This is a genomic window from Pseudomonas caspiana (genome assembly GCF_040224095.2).
Classification (GTDB): domain Bacteria; phylum Pseudomonadota; class Gammaproteobacteria; order Pseudomonadales; family Pseudomonadaceae; genus Aquipseudomonas; species Aquipseudomonas caspiana.
The window spans coordinates 5,500,106-5,518,390 of the sequence record NZ_CP167995.1 but is presented as its reverse complement, the minus strand read 5'-3'; the positions used below and the strand labels follow the sequence as shown (position 1 = coordinate 5,518,390).

The window sequence follows — 18,285 nt, the reverse complement described above, 5'->3', positions numbered from 1 at the left end:
CTGTAGGAGCTTACGAGCATCGCGAGGCAGCGATGGCGGCTCGGCTGGCACACCGCTTTCGCTGCCTCGCGATGCTCGTGAGCTCCTACAGAACTGATGTTTGCCGCGCGATCATGCAGCGGCAGGGAAGATGCAGCATGGAGCTTCGGGTCAAACATCTCCCACCTCCAGCAATATCCGGCCACTGGAGCACGCTGCGTCGCCGTTGCGGAAGGCGAAGTAGAGTTTGCTGCGTTCTGTGTCGAACCGCAGGTTCAGGCTGATCTGGTCACCGGGGCGGACCAGTTGCTGAAACTTGAGGACTTCCATCCCGGCAAATTTCGGCGGCACGTCCAGCAAGCGCTGACCCAATGCCATTGCCCAGTTCACCTGAACCACGCCCGGTAACACCGGGACCTTCGGAAAGTGTCCGCTGAAGTACGCCAGATCCGGCGGCACACTCAATTGCAGATGCCACTCGCCATCAATGTTCTGCTGCTCCAGCACTTCCGGATCGAGTCCGCGGGATGCCATCAATAGGGCTTGAACCTCAGCCTGGGGCAGCTTGCCTTGTGCATTCAACGGTAGCTGTCGCAGCATGCGCCAGCGGCGGGGCAGGGCAATGGCTTCGCAATGACCGCTCAAGTGCTGGCGCAGGGTTTGCGTCAGATTACGTCGTCCTTGATTGCGCAAGGCATGCAAACCCGCGTCGCTCAGCACTACCAGTGCGCCGAGCGAGGCCCGATTTTCCTGCACCACGCCAAGACGCGCTTCACTGACCCATTCATGGCTGACCAGTGCTTGCTCCAGTAGCGGCAGGGAAATGCGTTTTTCTTCGAGCTTGACGATGCGATCCAGTCGGCCGATCAATTCAAAGCGGCCGTCATCGGTCATGCGAACTGCGTCCGCAGTTTGCTCGACGTGGCCCGGCGGCATGTAGCTCGAACTGATACGCAGGGCGCCGTCGGCGTCCTGACCCAGCTCCACGCCAGCGAAGGCTTGCCACAGGTCCTGACCTTGACGCCAGGCGATGCCACCGGTTTCCGAGCTGCCAAGGATCTCAGTCGGCCATTGGCCCAAGCGCTGGTGAAGGCTGGCGGCTGCGTCAGCAGGCAGTGCGCCACCGGAGGAAAATACCCGACGTACTTTACCCAGGCTTGGCCAGTCGAGGTTGTCGCCCATACGCTTGAGCAGTGCGGGGCTGGCTACCCAGGCGAAATTCGCGAACTCGCGACTGGTGCGCTGTAAGTCTTCGGGGAAAGGCAGTTGTTTACGGACAAAGCAGCGACCTGCGCTCAATGGCCACAACACGCGGAACAGCAAGCCATAGATATGCTGAGTCGCCACGCTGCCGATGATGCAGGCCGTGTCCAGCTCTGCGCCCCAGAGTTGCTCCAGTGCATCGACTTCATTGGCCAGTTGACGCAGGCGTTTCTCAATCAGCTTGGGTTCACCGCTGGAGCCGGACGTACACAGGCTCAGGCGGCATTGATCCAGATCCAGCAGTTCGGACGGCATCGGTTCGGCGTGCAGTTCATGCAGCTTGCGATCGCCGGGCAGGTCCGTCAGCCAGGCATCCACATGCCCGGACCAGCGCTCGCGGGTCTGCGCTTGCAGGTCGGCGGGTAGCAACACGCTGACGCCCGCGCGCCAGGCTGCAAACAGCGCAACCGCCAGTTCGCCCGCATCTTCAAGATGCAGGGCCAGGCGCTTGATGCCTCGGGCCTGAAGGCCCGCCGCGACGCTCAACGTCTGCTCGCAGAATTGTGCGTGGTTCAGGCCCTGCGTCAGCTCGCGGGCTGGCTGCGGGGCGAGCAACAGACGCTCGGGTTTTATCCAGTCAACAACCATCCGGTTCATGCATTCCATTTCATGCCGCGCCTCTGACTCGGCGGCGGATCAGCCATTCGCCTGCAAACAGCAGGCCCATCAATCCGTATGAAACAAGCCCGGTGTACAACGCCCACCAGGACAGTGGAGCCCACAGCGTCAAGCCGGCTGCCGTCAGCCCGTTGGCGAGAAAAAACCAGCACCACACGACCGTCACCTTACGGGTGTAGCGAATGGCTTTTTCCGGCAGTTGCGGGTCGGTCAGGCGCGCCAGGCGCTCGACGATCGGCGGCCCATAAATCAGGCTCATGCCAAACAGGCTCAACATCGAAGCACTGATCAGCACCGGGTACCAACGTAGCAATTGCGGGCTGCCCAGCAGGCCCAGCAACAGGCAGAAGACAATGGCGATCAGTGCGGTAATCAGCGTGGCGGGCCGTCGGCCTGCGGTCAGTGCTCGTCCTAGCCACAAGACACCCAACAGCAGGGCGAACTGCCAGGGTGCGAAGTGTTCGGTGCCGTAGTAAACCGCGAACGGGTAAAGCACGCCTGCCAGCAACAGACCCAGGCCAATCAGCCGTTTCATTCGGCGTTGTTGGCCAGACGGTAAACCGCCTCGACGACGTCATTGACGGTGCGTACCGCCTTGAATTCTTCGGCAGCGATTTTGGTGCCGGTCTTGCGTTTGATGTGGTCGATCAGGTCCACGGCGTCAATGCTGTCAATTTCCAGATCCTGATAAAGATTGGCTTGCAGAGTGACTCGCTCAGGCTCAAGTTCGAACAGCTCAACCAGCGCATCGCGCAGGATTTCGAAGATGTCTTCACGGGTTTGCATGTCAAATCCTCAGGCCGCTTGTCGCGCGCTGACAAAAGCCGCAAGGCTGTCGACGCTAGTGAAATGATCACGGGTATCTTTGGCGTCCGCATCGATCTTGATGCCATAACGCTTCTGAATGGCAAGGCCCAGTTCCAGCGCATCGACGGAGTCAAGACCCAGCCCTTCACCGAAGAGGATCTGGTCGTTGCCAATGTCATGGGTGCTGATGTCTTCGAGGCCCAGGGCATCGATGATCAGCTGTTTAATGTCTTGATGTAGATCGCTCATCTAAGGCGAGCTCCCGGATGAAATAGTGATGCAAGTGATCGTTGAGCTTGCGCGACGCAACAGGCGCCGGGCCAAGCGCAGCAAAGGCGTGTGGATCTATATCGGCACCTACGCGCAAACTGAAATGCACGCGACGCAACGGGATGCGATACCAGGGTTCGGCCTTGGTCAGCGTCGTCGGGCTGACCTGAATGACGACCGGAGTGATCACTGAGGCACCACGCAAGGCAATTGCCGCTGCGCCGCGATGAAACTCAGGTGCGCAACCGGGCCGGGTGCGTGTGCCCTCCGGGAAAACAATCAGGGTCTGGCCTTCGCGCAAAGCGTCGGCGGCGTTGTCGAGCATCTCGGCGCTGCCGTCGTTGCTGATGTAGCCGGTGGAGCGCACCGGGCCGCAGGTAAAGGGGTTTTCCCAGAGGCTGTGTTTGACCACGCAATTGGCGTCGCGCACCAGACCGATGAGAAACACCACATCAATCAGCGAAGGATGGTTGGCGATGATCATCTGTCCGGGGCGACCCAGGCGTTCTGCGCCCTCTATTTCGTAGGTCAGGACACCGTTGCGAGCCATGCGCTGAATAAACACCCAGAACAGACGACTGATGGTTCTTCTGGCCCGCTGGCGTTTTTTGCCCTGATCACCCGGCAGGCAGCGCAGCAGCGGAAAAAACAGCAAACGCAGGCACAGCCCACCCAGCCCGAACAAGGCAAAGCACATCGCAGTTGCGAACAAGCGCCAGTAGTAGGCGTCCTGACGCTTTTTCAGTGGTTGCGTTGCCAGTTCCATAACCGGTTCTTCCAGGTGTGTCGGCATGTGGTGCGTTCAGTGTTGAGTGCTTGCAGCAGGTTCAAGGCGTGCGGCCATTGGCTGCACGGCAGTTTCTCTTCGCCGGCGGGTTGCAAGGACAGCTGCCAGTCCGTTCCTGGTGTCAGCAGCAAGCCAACGGCGTAGGGAAAGGGCACGTCGTCTATCCAGTCCGAGTAAGCGTGGGGCGGTTGTTCTTCGGTGACGATCAAGAGCACCGCGGAGGCGCCTTCGGCCAGCAGCGCCGCAGCTTCAAAAGCGCCATGTTCCAGGCCATCACCCGCGGCAGCCAAGGCTGTCATTTCGCTGGTTTCACCGCGCATGATCGACCACAGACCGATGACTGCGTTGTGCACGGACAGGCTGAACTGTGTCGGTGACAGAGGCTGGTCGGCGGCTACGTCACGCAGGATCTCGAACGTGCGCGGTGTTTCACCGTGGCGCGAGACAAACACCAGTGGCAAACGCTCGTGGCCCTCGGCCAGTGGCCAGCCTACGGCGAATGCCATGCGCGCCAGACGACCGAGGCGTCGACGTTGCATGGCGGGCAGGAACGAAACATCCGGCGCTTCATCGCTGCTCTGCAAAGGCGTTGGGTGCTGACTCCACTGCTGCCAGTCGCCGACGCTAGTCAACCCCGGTGCCCAGGCGCGCCATTGTGCGATGTTGAAGGTGATCAATGGATTTATCTTCCCGCCCCTGCGGGCTACTGCTTACTGCTATAGAGCTGGCAATCTGCCCTGATCGTGCAATTTTTGCTCAAACGTCGGGCATTATCCCGATGAGGATGATGAGTAGCAATTTGTAAAGAACAAATATGTCGAAATTTGCCACTTTCATTGTCGGATGCTGTCGAGTCGATGGCTGAACCGCTCGCCGTTGTCACGTGCATTGCATAGACTCCAGCCATCCACTAATTCCCTGTACTCAATCCAGGCACCAAGGAGGTCAACTCATGCGTCGGGTGGTTTTCAATCAGAAGGGGGGCGTTGGCAAGTCCAGCATCGCCTGTAACCTGGCCGCGGTCAGTGCTCACGAAGGGTATCGGACGCTCTTGATCGATCTTGATGCCCAAGCGAATTCGACCCAATACCTCACCGGGTTGACGGGTGATGATATTCCTATGGGGATCGCGGATTTCTTCAAGCAGACCCTGTCGTCGGGGCCCTTCGCGAAAAAAAATCAGGTGGATATCTACGAAACACCGTTCGACAACCTGCATGTTGTGACCGCGACCCCGGAACTGGCCGACTTGCAGCCCAAGCTTGAAGCCAAGCACAAGATCAACAAACTCAGGAAACTGCTGGACGAGCTGGATGAGGACTACGACCGGATCTACCTGGACACCCCACCAGCGCTTAACTTCTATGCTGTTTCGGCACTGATCGCAGCGGATCGCGTTTTAATCCCTTTTGACTGCGACAGTTTTTCCCGTCAGGCGCTGTACGGTCTTATCAAGGAAGTGGAAGAGCTTCGTGAGGATCACAACGAAGAGCTGCAGGTTGAAGGAATTATCGTCAACCAGTTCCAGCCACGGGCCAGCCTGCCCCAGCAGATTCTTGATGAGTTGATTGCCGAGGGCTTGCCGGTTTTGCCCGTGTACCTGAATGCTTCGGTGAAGATGCGTGAATCACATCAGGCCAGTAAACCGCTGATCTATCTCGAGCCACGCCACAAACTGACTCAGCAGTTTGTGGAGCTGCATCATTTGCTGGAGACCAATGCGTAGAGTTAAGTGATGCTGTGGCAATCATGACCTGTAGGAGTCATCGGAGGTCACGATGGTCGCGAAGCGGAGTTTCAGACTGAGCGCTATCGCAGCCTTCGGCAGTTCCTACAAAAATATGTTTCGCCTTGACCCTCAGTTTTTGCTGCCTGTGCGCAGGTCACGAGGCTGCGCTCCGTCTTTAACCGCCGCACTCATCTTGTCCACCACAAGCCTTGCGCGTTTGGCCAGGCCCTTCGGGATATCAATAGCGGCATCCATGTCGGCAGCCAGGGTCTGCTGAGTCGCTATCAATTGATGGCTGCCGGGCTCGCATTCACACCGCACGTGATGCCCATGGGTCGCGACGGCGATGTATTCATCAACAAAAGTCGGGTTGCCCTGAGCGATGTAACCGACTGTTCCACAAGCCGGGCACCACACAGGATCGCCCATGCGCGCCAGTTTGCGCTCGTCCAGGCGCTGTATTGCCGAAGCACTCAATACAAAACCACCGGTAGTGGTTGGATCGTCTTCCCTGACTACATAAGGCATAGGTGTGCTTCCGTTAAGCGAGTCGGACCTGAATCCTAGGTCCGAATCGCGCAATCGGCAGCGGCAAATCGCAGTTTCGGAAATGCCCTACGGAAAAATCAGCAAAGCGAGTTCGCTGCTTTCCCTTGGACCGGTCAGATGCCTTGGCTTTTTAACCACGCCAGCAACTGCTGCAACGGGAATGCGCCACTTTGACGGGCGACTTCCTGACCATTGCGGAACAGAATCAGGCTGGGTATCGAACGAATACCCAACTGTCCAGATAGCTGCTGGTTGGCTTCGCTGTCCAGCTTGGCCAACCGGCAGCGCCCGGTCAGTTCGCTGGCAGCTTGTTCGAAGACAGGGGCAAAGGATTTGCACGGCCCACACCATTCAGCCCAGACATCCACCAGCAGTGGCAAATCACCTTTGATCTGGCTGGCGTAATCGCCCTGGGTCAGATTGAACGGCGTGCTCAGCAAGACCTGCTGTTTGCAGCGGCCACATTTGGGGTGGTCGCCGAGGCGCTCGCTCGGGATGCGGTTAAGGCCGTTGCAGTGCGGGCAGGGGATCAGCATGGGGTCGGACATGATGCCTCCAAAATCTAATGACTGGCAGATTGTACTGCTCGGTTCTCGTCTGGCTGTAGCTGGTTGTGACGGGGGAATGCCCTTAGGCTGATTTCAATGGTTCAGCGACGGAGCAAAGCATGAAAACCCTCGGAGTTATAGGCGGAATGAGCTGGGAATCCACAGCCACTTATTACAAATGTCTTAATGAGGGTGTTCGTGATGCGCTGGGCGGCCTGCATTCGGCGCCTATTCTTCTGCATTCAGTCGACTTCGCTGGTATCGCTACGTTGCAGAAGTCAGGTGAGTGGGACGTTGCGGGTGAGCAACTGGCCCAGGTCGCGCACAGCTTGCAACGAGCCGGAGCGGGCGCGCTGCTGCTGGCTACGAATACCATGCACAAAGTTGCTCCAGCCATCGAAGCTGCGGTGAATATCCCCCTGCTGCATATCGGCGATGCCGTCGGCCAGACACTGCAAGCCCGCGGCGTGTCACGTGCTGCACTGCTGGGCACGCGCTTCACCATGCAGGAAGACTTCTATCGCAGCCGTCTTGCCGAGCGCTTTGGGATTGAATGCCTGCTGCCTGACGCTCAAGCCATGGCCGAAATCGACCGCGTGATCTTTGCCGAATTGTGCCTGGGCCAATTCAACCAACCGGCTCGGGACTACTACCTGAAAGTGCTTGAACAACTTCGCGATCAGGGTGCGCAGGCGGCGATTCTGGGCTGTACCGAAATCGGCTTGCTGCTTGATGGCGTTAAAAGTCCGTTGCCGTTGATCGACAGCACCGAGCAGCATGTGGCGATGGGGTTGCGATGGTTGCTTGAACTGTAAGAACCAACACTCGTTAGCGCCTACCGAAATGCATTCCAGTTCCGGGATTTATTTATTGTTAGGAATAACGTCTGGTGATTGGTGTTTCTGCTTGAGTGGTAGCTATATATGGTGTGCGTAAGATAATTCTTACAATAAATAAAGAATATTCGGAAATTTGATATTTTTGTTGGTCTGATTGTCCAGTGATTGCGTGGCGCTATCCATTAACTATCCGTTCGGATAGTTGTGGGTTCTTTCATTTGGTGATTACCTTTTCTCAAGTTTTAATAATTGATAAAAGGAAATTAACTAATGAAATTGATTAGCGCTTTGGCGCTCGCGTCGCTTTCTGTCGCTGCTACATCAGGTGTTGCTCTTGCAGGGCCTGAGGCTACAGTGACGTTCAAGAATAACTCTGAATTTGATGCCGATTATGATCCGGTGAGTATCAGTGCGTATACCTACGCTCACGCTGATCCAAAGCCACCTGCTCGTGTGGGGACGCGTTCCTCAACAGTCTTTAACGTCAAAGGACCTACCGCTGATGTAACGTCGGTCATTTTTCAATACAAGATTGGGCGGAAGGTTTGCAGGTTTAAAACCAGCTATTTGAAGCTCCCTGGCCGTAACGGCGCGCCAAAGTGGAATAAAAGCGTTGAGGAAAGTGGGGGCGCGCGCTGTGAAGTTAAAATTACCGCGGTCAACTACTCCAATCATGACTGGGCTGCGGAATTCACCATGAGATAAAAAATCACGTCTGCGTGATGTCCGGTCACAGGGCTGTTATTCAGTCCTGTGGCTACACGGTTGGTGGTTGTATCTTATCGCTTGGAGGTTAGGTCATGATTAATGCTGTTTCCATTGGCTCCGGTATTCATATCAACTCTGCCAAACAGGCCAGTGATGTCGCATCAGTACCTGTTCAGGAAAAAGAATCAATAAGGGGTGACGCATCACCCGCAAATGCAACATTGTCGACGCTTTCTCGACAGCTCGCAGAGAGTGCGGTACGTGCTGAGCATAGAGACAAGACAATGGATCGCCGGCAGTTGGGGGCCGAGGCCAGTCGTATCATGAGCCGAATGGCTGAAAGTAACTGGCGATTGGACAGGGCCGATTACAAAATTGAGCTACCTGACACTACCGACCCTGAGTTGTTGACGAGGGCCCGGCAAGCCGCTGAATATGTCGCTCGTTATGCTCATGGCCACGTGGGTGCTACAAATCCTTTTGCCGGGCTTTCCAGGGAGCAGTTGAACCTGATTGTCTATGACGAAGAAGGGCCGTACACGATGGATGAAAGAAGTGCGGCGTGTAGTGAGGTTTGTGAAATTGAAGGCAAATGGAATCACGCTTTATGGGGCCCGGAGCGCCTGGAATCGGCGGCCAATAACGGCAGAACGCCTATGTTTCTGACCGAGGTGCTGGCTCATTATCGGACGCTTGAGCCCATCGAACAGGCTCAATATCCTGATATTTATGAGAGCCGTTTAGAGCGAGAAATAAAAGAAGCCAGCGATCCAAACTTTTCAGATAAAAAAAGCGACTTCGAGTTGTTGTCGCTTTTCGAGTTTCTCGCCCGTTATGGATTTCCCGGGGACAAGAAAAAGCCTGGAATGCTGGACGAGGACCTCAACGGCACGCCCTCTATGGCTGTAAACACAAACCAGGCCTCCAACCTTACGACGAGCAACTTATCTCCAAGTGCTTCCCCCACTCCGGCGGCCGCTGGGCGTAGCTAGCCATGCCCGGTTGCTCGTTGAACGGATCGCTGAGGACTTTGTGCAGACGGCGGACTTCTTCGTAGTCGCCGTTCTCGGCGGCATCGATGGCTTGTTGTGCCAGGTAGTTACGCAGGATGTACAGCGGGTTGACCGCGTGCATGCGCGTCTGGCGTTGCTGATCGGTGCCGTTGTCTTCACGGCTTATCCGCGCCAGATAGCGTTCGGCCCAGCTGTCGAAGCCTTTGATGTCGACGAAATCATCACGTAGCACATGCAGTGCTTCAGCGGCCGGGGCGTCGCCGAGGCGACGGAAGAACAGGGTGTAATCCACACCACTGTTCTGCATCAGTTTGAGCAATCCGCTGATCAACTCTCCGTCATCGTCTTCGGCGCTGGTCAGGCCCAAGCGACGGCGCATCAGGTCTTGATAATGGGCTTCATAGAGCGGCAGGAACAGGCCGATGGTCTCGCGCAAGGCCTCGACACTGATGAAGGGCGTCAATGCCTGAGCCAGGGCGCTGAGGTTCCACTGGGCAATGGGCACCTGATTGCTGAAGGCGTAGCGGCCTTCATGATCCGAGTGGTTGCAGATGAAGTTCTGATCGAAATCATCAAGAAACGCGAACGGCCCAAAATCGAAGGTGATGCCCAGAATCGACATGTTGTCGGTGTTCATCACCCCGTGGCAGAAGCCATAAGCCTGCCACTTGGCGATCAGCTCGGCGTTACGCTCGACGATCTCCTTGAACATCGCCAGGTACGGTTCCGGCTGCTCCAGGCACTGCGGGAAATGCATCGCGAGTAAGTGCTCGCCCAATTCCTTCAGCTTCTCAGGCTGCTTGGTGTAGTAGAAATATTCGAAGCTGCCAAAGCGTACATGGCTTTGCGCCAGGCGCAGGACCATCGCGCCTCGCTCCTGCTTTTCGCGCCACACGGGTGTACTTGAGCCGATGACGCAGCCCGCGCGACTGCTGGGTATGCCCAGCGCAAACAGCGCTTCGGAAGCCAGAAACTCGCGGATCGAGGAGCGCAACACGGCGCGCCCGTCACCCATTCGGGAGTAGGGCGTTTGCCCGGCGCCTTTCAAATGCAGGTCCCAGTGCTCGCCCGCCTCGTTATAAACCTCGCCAAGCAACAACCCACGGCCATCGCCCAGGCGCGGATTGTAGGAGCCAAATTGGTGGCCCGAATAAACCATCGCCCGTGGATCGGCGTCAGCCCAGAGTTTATGGCCGCTGAAAATTTCCGCGAACAATGGCAGTTCGGCTTGCGCGGGATCGAGATCGAGCAGGGCCAGCGCTGCATCGCTGGCCACTACCAGACGCGGCTCGGCAAGCGGTTCGGGTAATACCGAGGTGGAGAACGCATCGCCCAGGCGGGCAAAGCGATTGTCGAAGGTCAGTTCGTCGAGGGCTTTCACAGGCCTTCTCCAGCAGAATGTCCGAGCATTCTGCTGGGTTGGTCTGGATGCGTCCAGTTGGTGGGGTGGGTATAGGGGACCTGCAGGTTCATCTGATGGTCCTTCGCGCCGCGCTGTCTCGCGGAAAACATCAAACCTGTAGGAGCGCACGAGCACCGCGAGGCCGCGATAGCGGTGTATCAGACAGACCGCCATCGCGGGCTCGCGGTGCTCGTGCGCTCCTACAGAAAGAATTCCAGATCAGGTGGTTGCATGTTATTTGATAACAGCTGCCGACGGCTGGCGTGTCAGGATGAATGCTTCGCAGCCTTCGGCAGCTTTTCCAGGGTTCTGTAAACGGCTTTAATCCAACCGCAACTCAGGCGGCTCGGGCTGGTCTTTTGGCGCGGGTTTGACCGGCTCCGCAGATTCCAGCTTGAGCGGCCCGCTCGGTTTTGGTTCTTCGTCCGTCGGCACCAGTTTGTATTCCTGGCCATGCAGGTTCTTGAGGTAGACCTCCATTTGCCGGAACGAGATGTTGATGTGCTGCTTCTTGAATTCTTTATTGATGAAGCGGTTGATCTCGTCGAGCACCGGGTTACGGTCGCCGAGGTCGCGTACGTGCATGCGCAACTCATGGTCCAGAGTGCTTTCGCCGAAATTCAGGAAGTAGACGATCGGCTCCGGGTCCTTGAGCACTCGCGGGTTATCCCGTGCGGCCTTGAGCAGCAGCGTGCGAACCAGATCCAGATCGGAGCCGTAGTCCACGCCAAGCTTGAGGGTCACTCGGGTAATGGTGTCGGTCAGCGACCAGTTGATCAATTGACCGGTAATGAACGTCTTGTTCGGGACAATGATGTCCTTGCGGTCAAAGTCAGTGATGGTCGTCGCACGGATACGGATCTTGCTTACCGTACCCGACAGGTTGCCGATGGTGATCGTATCGCCAATCCGCACCGGGCGTTCAAACAAGATCATGATGCCCGAGATGAAGTTGGCGAAGATCTCCTGCATGCCGAAACCCAGGCCGACCGACAGCGCCGCCACCAGCCATTGCAGCTTGTCCCAGCTCACACCCAGCGCAGACAACGTAGACACGAAGCCGATACCGGCGATGGCATAAGACAGCAATGTAGTCGTCGCGTAAGCACTGCCTTGAGCCAGACTCAGACGTGACAACACCAGCACTTCAAGCAAGCCGGGCAGGTTACCCGCCAGCACAAAGGTGATGCCGATAATCACCAGTGCGCCAATCATGTCGCCGAGGCTGATCGGTACCATGCTCATGGTGGCGCCGGTACCGCTGGTGTATTCGTACAGGGTGATGTTGTCCAGATACGAGAATACGGTGATCAGGTCCGACCACACCCAGTACAGCGCAGCCACGAATCCTGCCAGCAGCGCCAGACGAATCAGACGCAGCGATTGTTGGTTGACCTGTTCGATGTCGAGCGTTGGCTCTTCAACCACCGCATCTCCGTCGCCTGCCTCTTTGGCCGCCTGACGTTTAGCCAAGGCTCGCTGATAGGCCAAGCGTCGTGCGGCAACACTCAGGCCGCGGACGAAGGTCGCCTCGATCACCAGCCAGAGCATCATCAGATACAAGGTGTCGATCAGGCGATCGCTGAGTTTCAGGGCGGTATAGTAGTAGCCGAAGCACACCGCGACAAATAGCGCGATCGGCAGCGCTGTGAACGCCAGGCCCATGGTTTTTCGGAACAGTGAGGCGTTGTGGTTGCTCGGGCTGATCAGCAGCAGGCGGCACAGCAGCAAGGCCATCAGTGCGTAGCAGGTCAGAACTACGCCAATGCCCAGTACATCATCAGCCAGCGCAGCGGGTTGATGCTCGGCCACCGCTACAACGGCGACCAGCGCCAGCACGACCAGCCCCAGCTTGCGTATCCAGCCTTGAAGGAATTCGACCTGTGCCTTTTCCCAGCGGAAGTGCAGCTGAGCCACGCCGCCCGGTGCCAGAATTCGATAGGCGGTATAGAACACAAGCCATGCCAGAGCGATTTGCAGCAGCGCCTCGCCCAGATTGGCATTTTGCCCGCGAGCGTCGATCTGCAAGGCGTAGCCGCACAAGGCAAGCGCCAGAGCCACCGGCATCGCCAGCAGGATATTGATCAGAATCGCCAAGGGCGTTTGCAACTGGCTATCACGTTTGAAGTGGCCGATGTCGGCATGAAGCTTGTTGAGTTTGTCGTAGAGCGCTTTGCGCTTCCAGGTCAGCACGCCAATCAATAGCAGCAGCGGCAGGAACAGCAACGGTCGCTGGGTCAGGCCGTCGCTCAGCTCGCTGACGCTGGACGCCACTGGCAATGTCGCCACCTGTTTTTGCAGGCGCGGCCAGATGCCCTGGAACCACTCCACATCGAGCGGCTTGTTGCTGGGAATCCAGAACATCTGCTCATCCAGCGTCGAACGCAGGCTCATGGCCGTGCTCACCAATTGCTTCTGGTTGAGCTGCAAGGTGATGGATTCGTTGAGCAACGAACTGAGTTCGCGGTTCAGACGCTCCAGCAGATCGCTTCGGGTCACCGCCAGATCCAGCAAGGTCTTGCGCAATTGCGGCGTGATGTCCGCTGGCTGTTGCGTGGCCAACAGCTTTTCAACGTAGGCCACCGGGCTGCTCATCGCTTCACGTTGCTGATTGACCTCGAACTGGTACAGGCGGATGTCGGCAATCTCGTCGGCCAGGCCTTTGTCCAGTTGCAGGTGCGGCAACGACTGCTTTTGCTTGTAGAGAATCTTGGACAGCAACAGGCTGCCACGCAGCACGTTGATCTGCTCGTCCAGCGCCTGATCCGTCTGGGTCAGGTTGTCTAACTGCTGCTTGGTCTTGAGGTTCTGCTGAGTCAGCTCGTTCAGACGGTCGGTGCCGCGCAACAAATAGTCGGAAAGCTTGAGGTTGGCCGCGCTTTCGGTCGCCAGGAGGCTGCTGCTCCCGGCTTTTTGCGCTTCCAGAGACAGCTGCGTGACCGTTTGCTGCGACTGCGCGCGGCGCTTGTCGTTGATCAGGGTTTGCAGCTCCTGGATTTCCTGCTCCTGGCGGCTGACCTTTTCCACAAGCAAGTCATGCTGGCTGTTGCCCAGATCCTGCAACTGACTGTTGCCCGCCAGTTCCTGACGGCGCAACGTGTTCAAGGCATTGATCGACGCCAGTTCGGCGTTGAGCTGATTGCGTTGTTCGGGGCTGAGGTTTTTACCGTTGTCTTTACCCAGCTTGAGCGTGGCGTTGATTTGCTGGATACGGTTCTGGTTATTACTGATTTCAGCCTGAGCCCGTTCGGGACGGGTCTGCGCGGTGATGACCATGCTGCTGGCATCGCTCAAGGCTTTTTGCAATTCGCCTTGTTGGGTGCTGCGCTCGCTGAGCATGTTTTCCAGTTGCGGCACATCAAGGCTGCCGTAACGCTGGGCGACAGGGATGATCCTGCTGCCCTTCAGGCGAGTCAGTTCTCGCTGGTTTTCACTGATCTGCTTCTGGGCATCGTTCAATTGCTGCTTGAGTGCCGCGAGTTTTTTCTCGTTGTCACTTTTGCTATCGATAAACCCCAGCGTCTGTTCAAGCACTTGCTGCAGGGCTTTCTGGTCGGCGTCCGGCAGTTTGCGGTCGGCAATTTTGTCGAGGCTTTGCTGCACGGCGTCACGGGTGGGCGGATCAGCAGCCAGCACCGGGAAAGAAGACAGGCAAAGGCCGAATACAATGGCAGCAAAAAAAGTACGCAGGGGCAACATAGACACCGGTCGAGCTGATCGAATAGAAGGGCAGTTTAGAGGAACAACCCAGGGCCCGGGTTGCTTCCTTCCGGGAATCTGACGCCGACTTTGAGGATCTTGTTCCCCTCCATAACCGCAACTGTCCAAATAGTTCCATTCCATTCAATCTGGTCGCCGACAACTGGCTCGCCGCGATTCTTCTGCACGATGAACTGGCTCAGCGGCATGTTGCCGTCCTGGCCGTCCAGTTTCAGGCCATACAGCGCGGCGACGGCGCTCAGTTGGGCGTCGCCTTCCAGTACGAAGTCGCCAAAAAAACGCAGATCCAGACCGCGTTGCGGAGCCTGACTGAACAGTTTGCCCAGCGCCGGCAGGTCATGTTCGTGGCCGATGACACACAGCAGGTCGCCCACTTCCAGCGTCGTACTACCCGATGGGTGGAGCAGTTGCTGACCACGGAACAACGCCGCGATACGTGTTCCTTCGGGCATTTTCAGTTCGCGCAGTGCAGCACCGATGCACCACTTCTCCGCACCGAGGCGATAGACGAACAGCTCCCATTCGCTGGTGACGTGCACTTCCAGCGGCGCCCGTGAAATCGGTGCAGGTTCTGGCGGAACGGTTACTTTGAGCAGCTTGGCCACCCAAGGCAGGCTAGTACCTTGCACCAGCAGCGAGACGAGCACGATGAAGAACGCAAGGTTGAAGTACAGCTGCGCATTAGGCAGGTTGGCCATCAGTGGGAACACCGCCAGAATGATCGGTACTGCACCGCGCAAACCCACCCAGGCAATGAACGCTTTTTCACGTCCGTGGAAGGCTTTGAACGGCAGCAGTCCCACCAGTACCGAAAGCGGGCGTGCGACCAGAATCATCCACAGGGCCAGACCCAGTGCCGGGATCGCAATCGGTAGCAGGTCATGCGGCGTGACCAGCAGACCGAGCACCAGAAACATACCGATCTGCGCCAGCCACGCCATGCCGTCAAGCATATGCAAAATACCGTGTCGGCTGCGGATCGGACGGTTGCCCATCACCAGACCACACAGGTAAACCGCCAGAAAACCGCTACCGTGGATGGCGTTGGTCAGGGCAAACACCGCCAAACCGCCAGAAATAACGAGAATCGGGTACAGCCCGGCAGCCAGATTGATGCGGTTGACCAGTTGCAACATGAGCCAGCCACCGCCCAGACCAATCACGCCGCCGATACCGAATTCGCGAACCAGATGGGCCAACAAGCTCCATTCCAGATTGGTCTGGCCGTTGGCGAGCATACCGATCAGGGTTACGGTGAGAAACACCGCCATGGGGTCGTTACTGCCGGATTCGATTTCCAGGCTGGCGGTCACCCGCTCATTCAGGCCTTTGCCACCCAGCAACGAGAACACGGCGGCGGCGTCGGTTGAGCCCACAATGGCGCCGATCAGCAGTCCTTGAATCATGTTCAGATTAAACAGCCAGGCGGCGACCATGCCTGTCAGAGCCGTCGTAATCAGCACCCCGACGGTTGCCAGCGACAGCGCGGGCCACAACGCTACCCGGAAACTGGAAACCCGCGTACGCAGGCCGCCGTCGAGCAAAATCACTGCAAGTGCGAGGTTACCCACCAGATAGGCGGTGGCGTAGTTGTCGAAAATAATCCCGCCGCCGTCCACACCCGCGACCATGCCGACCGCCAGGATGATCACCAGAATCGGGATGCCCAGTCGCGAGGAGAGCGAACTGACCAGAATGCTTGCACCCACCAGCAACGCGCCGATCAAGAACAGGCTGTTGATGGTCGTGGCATCCAAGGGCATTACTCCATGCAGAAAAGTCGATCAAAAAAAGAAGGGGCACGTAATGACCATGCAGTCACCGTGCCAACCGATTCTAACCTGTTGAATTGGTTGGCTGTCAAAGCATTGCTGTTGATTGGCTGAACAGAGGTGTTTATAGCCGATGAGAACTGCACGAACCCATCGCTCACGAGCAATGCGCGGCGACGCTGGGTGATCGGTTCCTACCTTTACGGTCTGGCACGTTGATCGTTTAAAACCAGTTTTCCTGCATGCTCAGGCAGGTGTCATCACGGGCTTCGAGAATTGCCAGATCGTGATGGCAGCCCGGTACTTCCCAAGTCAGGAAGTAGCGGGCGGCTTGCAGTTTGCCTTGATAGAAGTCGCGGTCTGCGGGGTTGCCTTCGCTCAGTCCGCGTTCAGCGTGGATCGCCTGCTCCAGCCAGCGCCAGCCGATCACGGTGTGGCCGAAGACCTTCAGATACAGCGCTGAGTTGGCCAAGGTGGAATTGACCTTGCCCTGCGCCAGATCGCCCAACAATCCTAGCGTCACGGCTTGCAGGCGAGTCACCAGTTGCTCCAGTGGCTGGCGCAGCTCAGTCAGCGTTTCATGCGCTTGGGCGCGCTGGCCGGTGGCTGCGATCAGGCGCAGCAATTGTTTAAGGCCAGCGCCGCCATTCTGCGCGAGCTTGCGCCCCAGCAGATCCAGCGACTGAATGCCGTTGGTGCCCTCATGGATCGGGTTCAGACGGTTGTCGCGGTAATACTGTTCCACCGGATACTCCCGGGTGTAGCCATGGCCGCCGAGAATCTGGATCGCAAGCTCGTTAGCCTTCAGGCAGAACTCCGATGGCCAGGCTTTGACGATAGGTGTGAGCAAATCCAGCAACTGTTGGGCCTGCTGGCGCGCCTCGTCGGTTTCTCCGGTGGTGGTGTCATCGAACAGTCGAGCCGCATACAACCCAAGATCGAATGCGCCTTCCACGTAAGCTTTTTGGGTCAGCAGCATGCGTTTCACGTCGGCGTGCTGGATGATCGGCACTGGCGCGCTTTCCGGATTTTTACTGTCGGGCAATCGACCTTGAGGCCGCTCGCGCGCGTAATCCAGCGAGTACAGATAGCCCGCGTAACCGAGCATCACCGCGCCCATGCCAACACCGATGCGTGCCTCGTTCATCATCTGAAACATGCAGTTCAGGCCTTGATGCGGCTTGCCTACTAAATAGCCAACGCATTGTCCGTTATCACCGAAGTTAAGCGCAGTCGAGGTGGTGCCACGCCAGCCCATTTTGTGGAACAACCCGGCCAGAATCACGTCATTACGCGGGCCTAGGCTGCCATCTTCGTTGACCATAAACTTGGGCACGATAAACAGTGAAATGCCCTTCACTCCGGCTGGCGCATTCGGCAGCTTGGCAAGCACCATGTGCACGATGTTTTCCGAGAGCTGATGATCGCCACCGGAGATAAAGATCTTGTTGCCGCGTAAGCGATAGCTGCCGTCCTCGTGAGGCTCAGCGCGGGTGCGAATGTCCGAGAGTGATGAACCGGCGTGAGGTTCGGTCAAGGCCATGGTGCCGAAGAAGCGCCCCTCAATCATCGGCTGCAGGAAGCGTCGTTTTTGCTCATCGCTGCCAAAGCTTTCGATGAGGTTGGCAGCGCCCATGGTCAGGAATGGGTAAGCGGTAGAGCCTGCGTTTGCGGCTTGAAAATGGGCAAAGCACGCTTGTGACAAGAGCGTCGGCAACTGCATGCCACCGTCCTCGAAACTGCGTGCGGCGTTTAGAAAGCCCGCTTCCAGAAATGCATCGACGGCAGGTTTGACCTCGGGAATCAGGATCGCCTCACCGTTTTCATAGCGCGGCTCGTTTTCATCGGCCTTGCGGTTGTGCGGGGCGAAGTACCTCTCGGCGATGGTACGGGCCGTGCCAATCGCCGCATCGAACGTCTCGCGATTGTGCTCGGCAAACCGCTCACGCCGTGTCAGCGTTTCGGCGTCCAGCACTTCGTAAAGCTCAAAAGCCAGATTGCGCGAACTGAGCAGCGACTCGGACATGACCCTGTACCTGTTTATTGAAGTGGGTTGAGTCTAGGCGCGGGTTCTTGGGCTGCACAGGATGATTAATTTGGGTGATGGTGGGGGCATGACCGTATGAACCTGGATTGGCCGCTGACGGCAGACAGAAGTGATCTTGCTGGTCATTTATAAAGGAGCCCAAACCAGGCTGCTGAATCCGATCAGCGTTTAACATTGATCGGCGCAGCCTGTGATACGTAAAAAGGCGTTAGAGAACAGGCCCGAGCCTGTTCC

General features: G+C 57.4%; 16 protein-coding genes. 4 read left to right on the top strand and 12 right to left on the bottom strand.

The genetic code is table 11. The annotated features are described in order from the left end of the window. Nucleotides 1-150: 150 nt before the first annotated feature. From ABRP31_RS24875 to ABRP31_RS24850, 6 genes are read right to left on the bottom strand one after another with little or no spacing between them, the layout of a single operon-like run. The gene (locus ABRP31_RS24875) at nt 151-1,839 is read right to left on the bottom strand and encodes an AMP-binding protein (protein WP_349972217.1); all 1,689 of its coding nucleotides are present in this window, start codon (nt 1,837-1,839) and stop codon (nt 151-153) included. Between the two features lie 10 nt (nt 1,840-1,849). Continuing rightward, the gene (locus ABRP31_RS24870; RefSeq protein WP_349972219.1) at nt 1,850-2,395 is read right to left on the bottom strand and encodes a hypothetical protein; all 546 of its coding nucleotides are present in this window, start codon (nt 2,393-2,395) and stop codon (nt 1,850-1,852) included. Further along, nucleotides 2,392-2,646, bottom strand: a complete 255-nt coding sequence (locus ABRP31_RS24865) for an acyl carrier protein (RefSeq protein ID WP_087271218.1) — start codon at nt 2,644-2,646, stop codon at nt 2,392-2,394. The genes ABRP31_RS24870 and ABRP31_RS24865 overlap by 4 nt, the downstream gene beginning before the upstream one ends. Before the next feature lie 9 nt (nt 2,647-2,655). Further along, a complete protein-coding gene (locus tag ABRP31_RS24860; RefSeq protein ID WP_087271221.1) occupies nt 2,656-2,916 on the bottom strand; it encodes a phosphopantetheine-binding protein in 261 nt (86 codons plus the stop codon). Continuing rightward, complete coding sequence (locus tag ABRP31_RS24855; protein ID WP_349972246.1) at nt 2,891-3,703, bottom strand: lysophospholipid acyltransferase family protein; 813 nt, start codon at nt 3,701-3,703, stop codon at nt 2,891-2,893. The genes ABRP31_RS24860 and ABRP31_RS24855 overlap by 26 nt, the downstream gene beginning before the upstream one ends. Further along, on the bottom strand, nt 3,679-4,401 hold the full coding sequence (locus ABRP31_RS24850; protein WP_349972220.1) for a beta-ketoacyl synthase chain length factor: 723 nt from the start codon (nt 4,399-4,401) through the stop codon (nt 3,679-3,681). The genes ABRP31_RS24855 and ABRP31_RS24850 overlap by 25 nt, the downstream gene beginning before the upstream one ends. Nucleotides 4,402-4,676: 275 nt before the next feature. Between ABRP31_RS24850 and ABRP31_RS24845 the strand changes: the two genes are divergently transcribed. Further along, entirely contained in the window at nt 4,677-5,450 is a 774-nt protein-coding gene (locus ABRP31_RS24845; protein WP_349972222.1) for a ParA family protein, read from the top strand. A gap of 132 nt (nt 5,451-5,582) precedes the next feature. On the opposite strand, the gene ABRP31_RS24840 is transcribed toward ABRP31_RS24845, so the two are convergent. Together ABRP31_RS24840 and trxC are read right to left on the bottom strand one after the other, a co-directional pair. Further along, a complete protein-coding gene (locus ABRP31_RS24840) occupies nt 5,583-5,981 on the bottom strand; it encodes a PAAR domain-containing protein (RefSeq protein WP_349972223.1) in 399 nt (132 codons plus the stop codon). 134 nt (nt 5,982-6,115) lie between these two features. Beyond that, on the bottom strand, nt 6,116-6,550 hold the full coding sequence (gene trxC, locus ABRP31_RS24835) for a thioredoxin TrxC (RefSeq protein ID WP_349972224.1): 435 nt from the start codon (nt 6,548-6,550) through the stop codon (nt 6,116-6,118). A 119-nt stretch (nt 6,551-6,669) separates the two neighbouring features. On the opposite strand from trxC, the gene ABRP31_RS24830 reads away from it, so the two are divergent. From ABRP31_RS24830 to ABRP31_RS24820, 3 genes are all read left to right on the top strand, one after another. Then, nucleotides 6,670-7,365: an amino acid racemase gene (locus ABRP31_RS24830; protein WP_349972226.1), complete on the top strand. Its 696-nt coding sequence runs from the start codon at nt 6,670-6,672 to the stop codon at nt 7,363-7,365. Between the two features lie 294 nt (nt 7,366-7,659). After that, nucleotides 7,660-8,094, top strand: a complete 435-nt coding sequence (locus ABRP31_RS24825) for a hypothetical protein (RefSeq protein ID WP_349972227.1) — start codon at nt 7,660-7,662, stop codon at nt 8,092-8,094. 95 nt (nt 8,095-8,189) lie between these two features. Beyond that, the gene (locus ABRP31_RS24820) at nt 8,190-9,089 is read left to right on the top strand and encodes a hypothetical protein (RefSeq protein WP_349972229.1); all 900 of its coding nucleotides are present in this window, start codon (nt 8,190-8,192) and stop codon (nt 9,087-9,089) included. On the opposite strand, the gene selO is transcribed toward ABRP31_RS24820, so the two are convergent. The 4 genes from selO to ABRP31_RS24800 form a co-directional block, all read right to left on the bottom strand. Then, nucleotides 9,028-10,491 (bottom strand): protein adenylyltransferase SelO, encoded by a 1,464-nt coding sequence (selO, locus tag ABRP31_RS24815; protein WP_349972231.1) that lies wholly within the window; start codon nt 10,489-10,491, stop codon nt 9,028-9,030. The two genes, ABRP31_RS24820 and selO, sit on opposite strands and share 62 nt — an antisense overlap. A 342-nt stretch (nt 10,492-10,833) precedes the next feature. Then, nucleotides 10,834-14,211: a mechanosensitive channel MscK gene (gene mscK / locus ABRP31_RS24810; protein ID WP_349972247.1), complete on the bottom strand. Its 3,378-nt coding sequence runs from the start codon at nt 14,209-14,211 to the stop codon at nt 10,834-10,836. A gap of 35 nt (nt 14,212-14,246) precedes the next feature. Next, nucleotides 14,247-15,989, bottom strand: coding sequence for a potassium/proton antiporter (locus ABRP31_RS24805; protein WP_349972233.1), 1,743 nt, complete (start codon nt 15,987-15,989; stop codon nt 14,247-14,249). Nucleotides 15,990-16,227: 238 nt separating this feature from the next. Further along, nucleotides 16,228-18,030 (bottom strand): acyl-CoA dehydrogenase, encoded by a 1,803-nt coding sequence (locus ABRP31_RS24800; RefSeq protein WP_349972235.1) that lies wholly within the window; start codon nt 18,028-18,030, stop codon nt 16,228-16,230. Between the last annotated feature and the right edge of the window lie 255 nt (nt 18,031-18,285).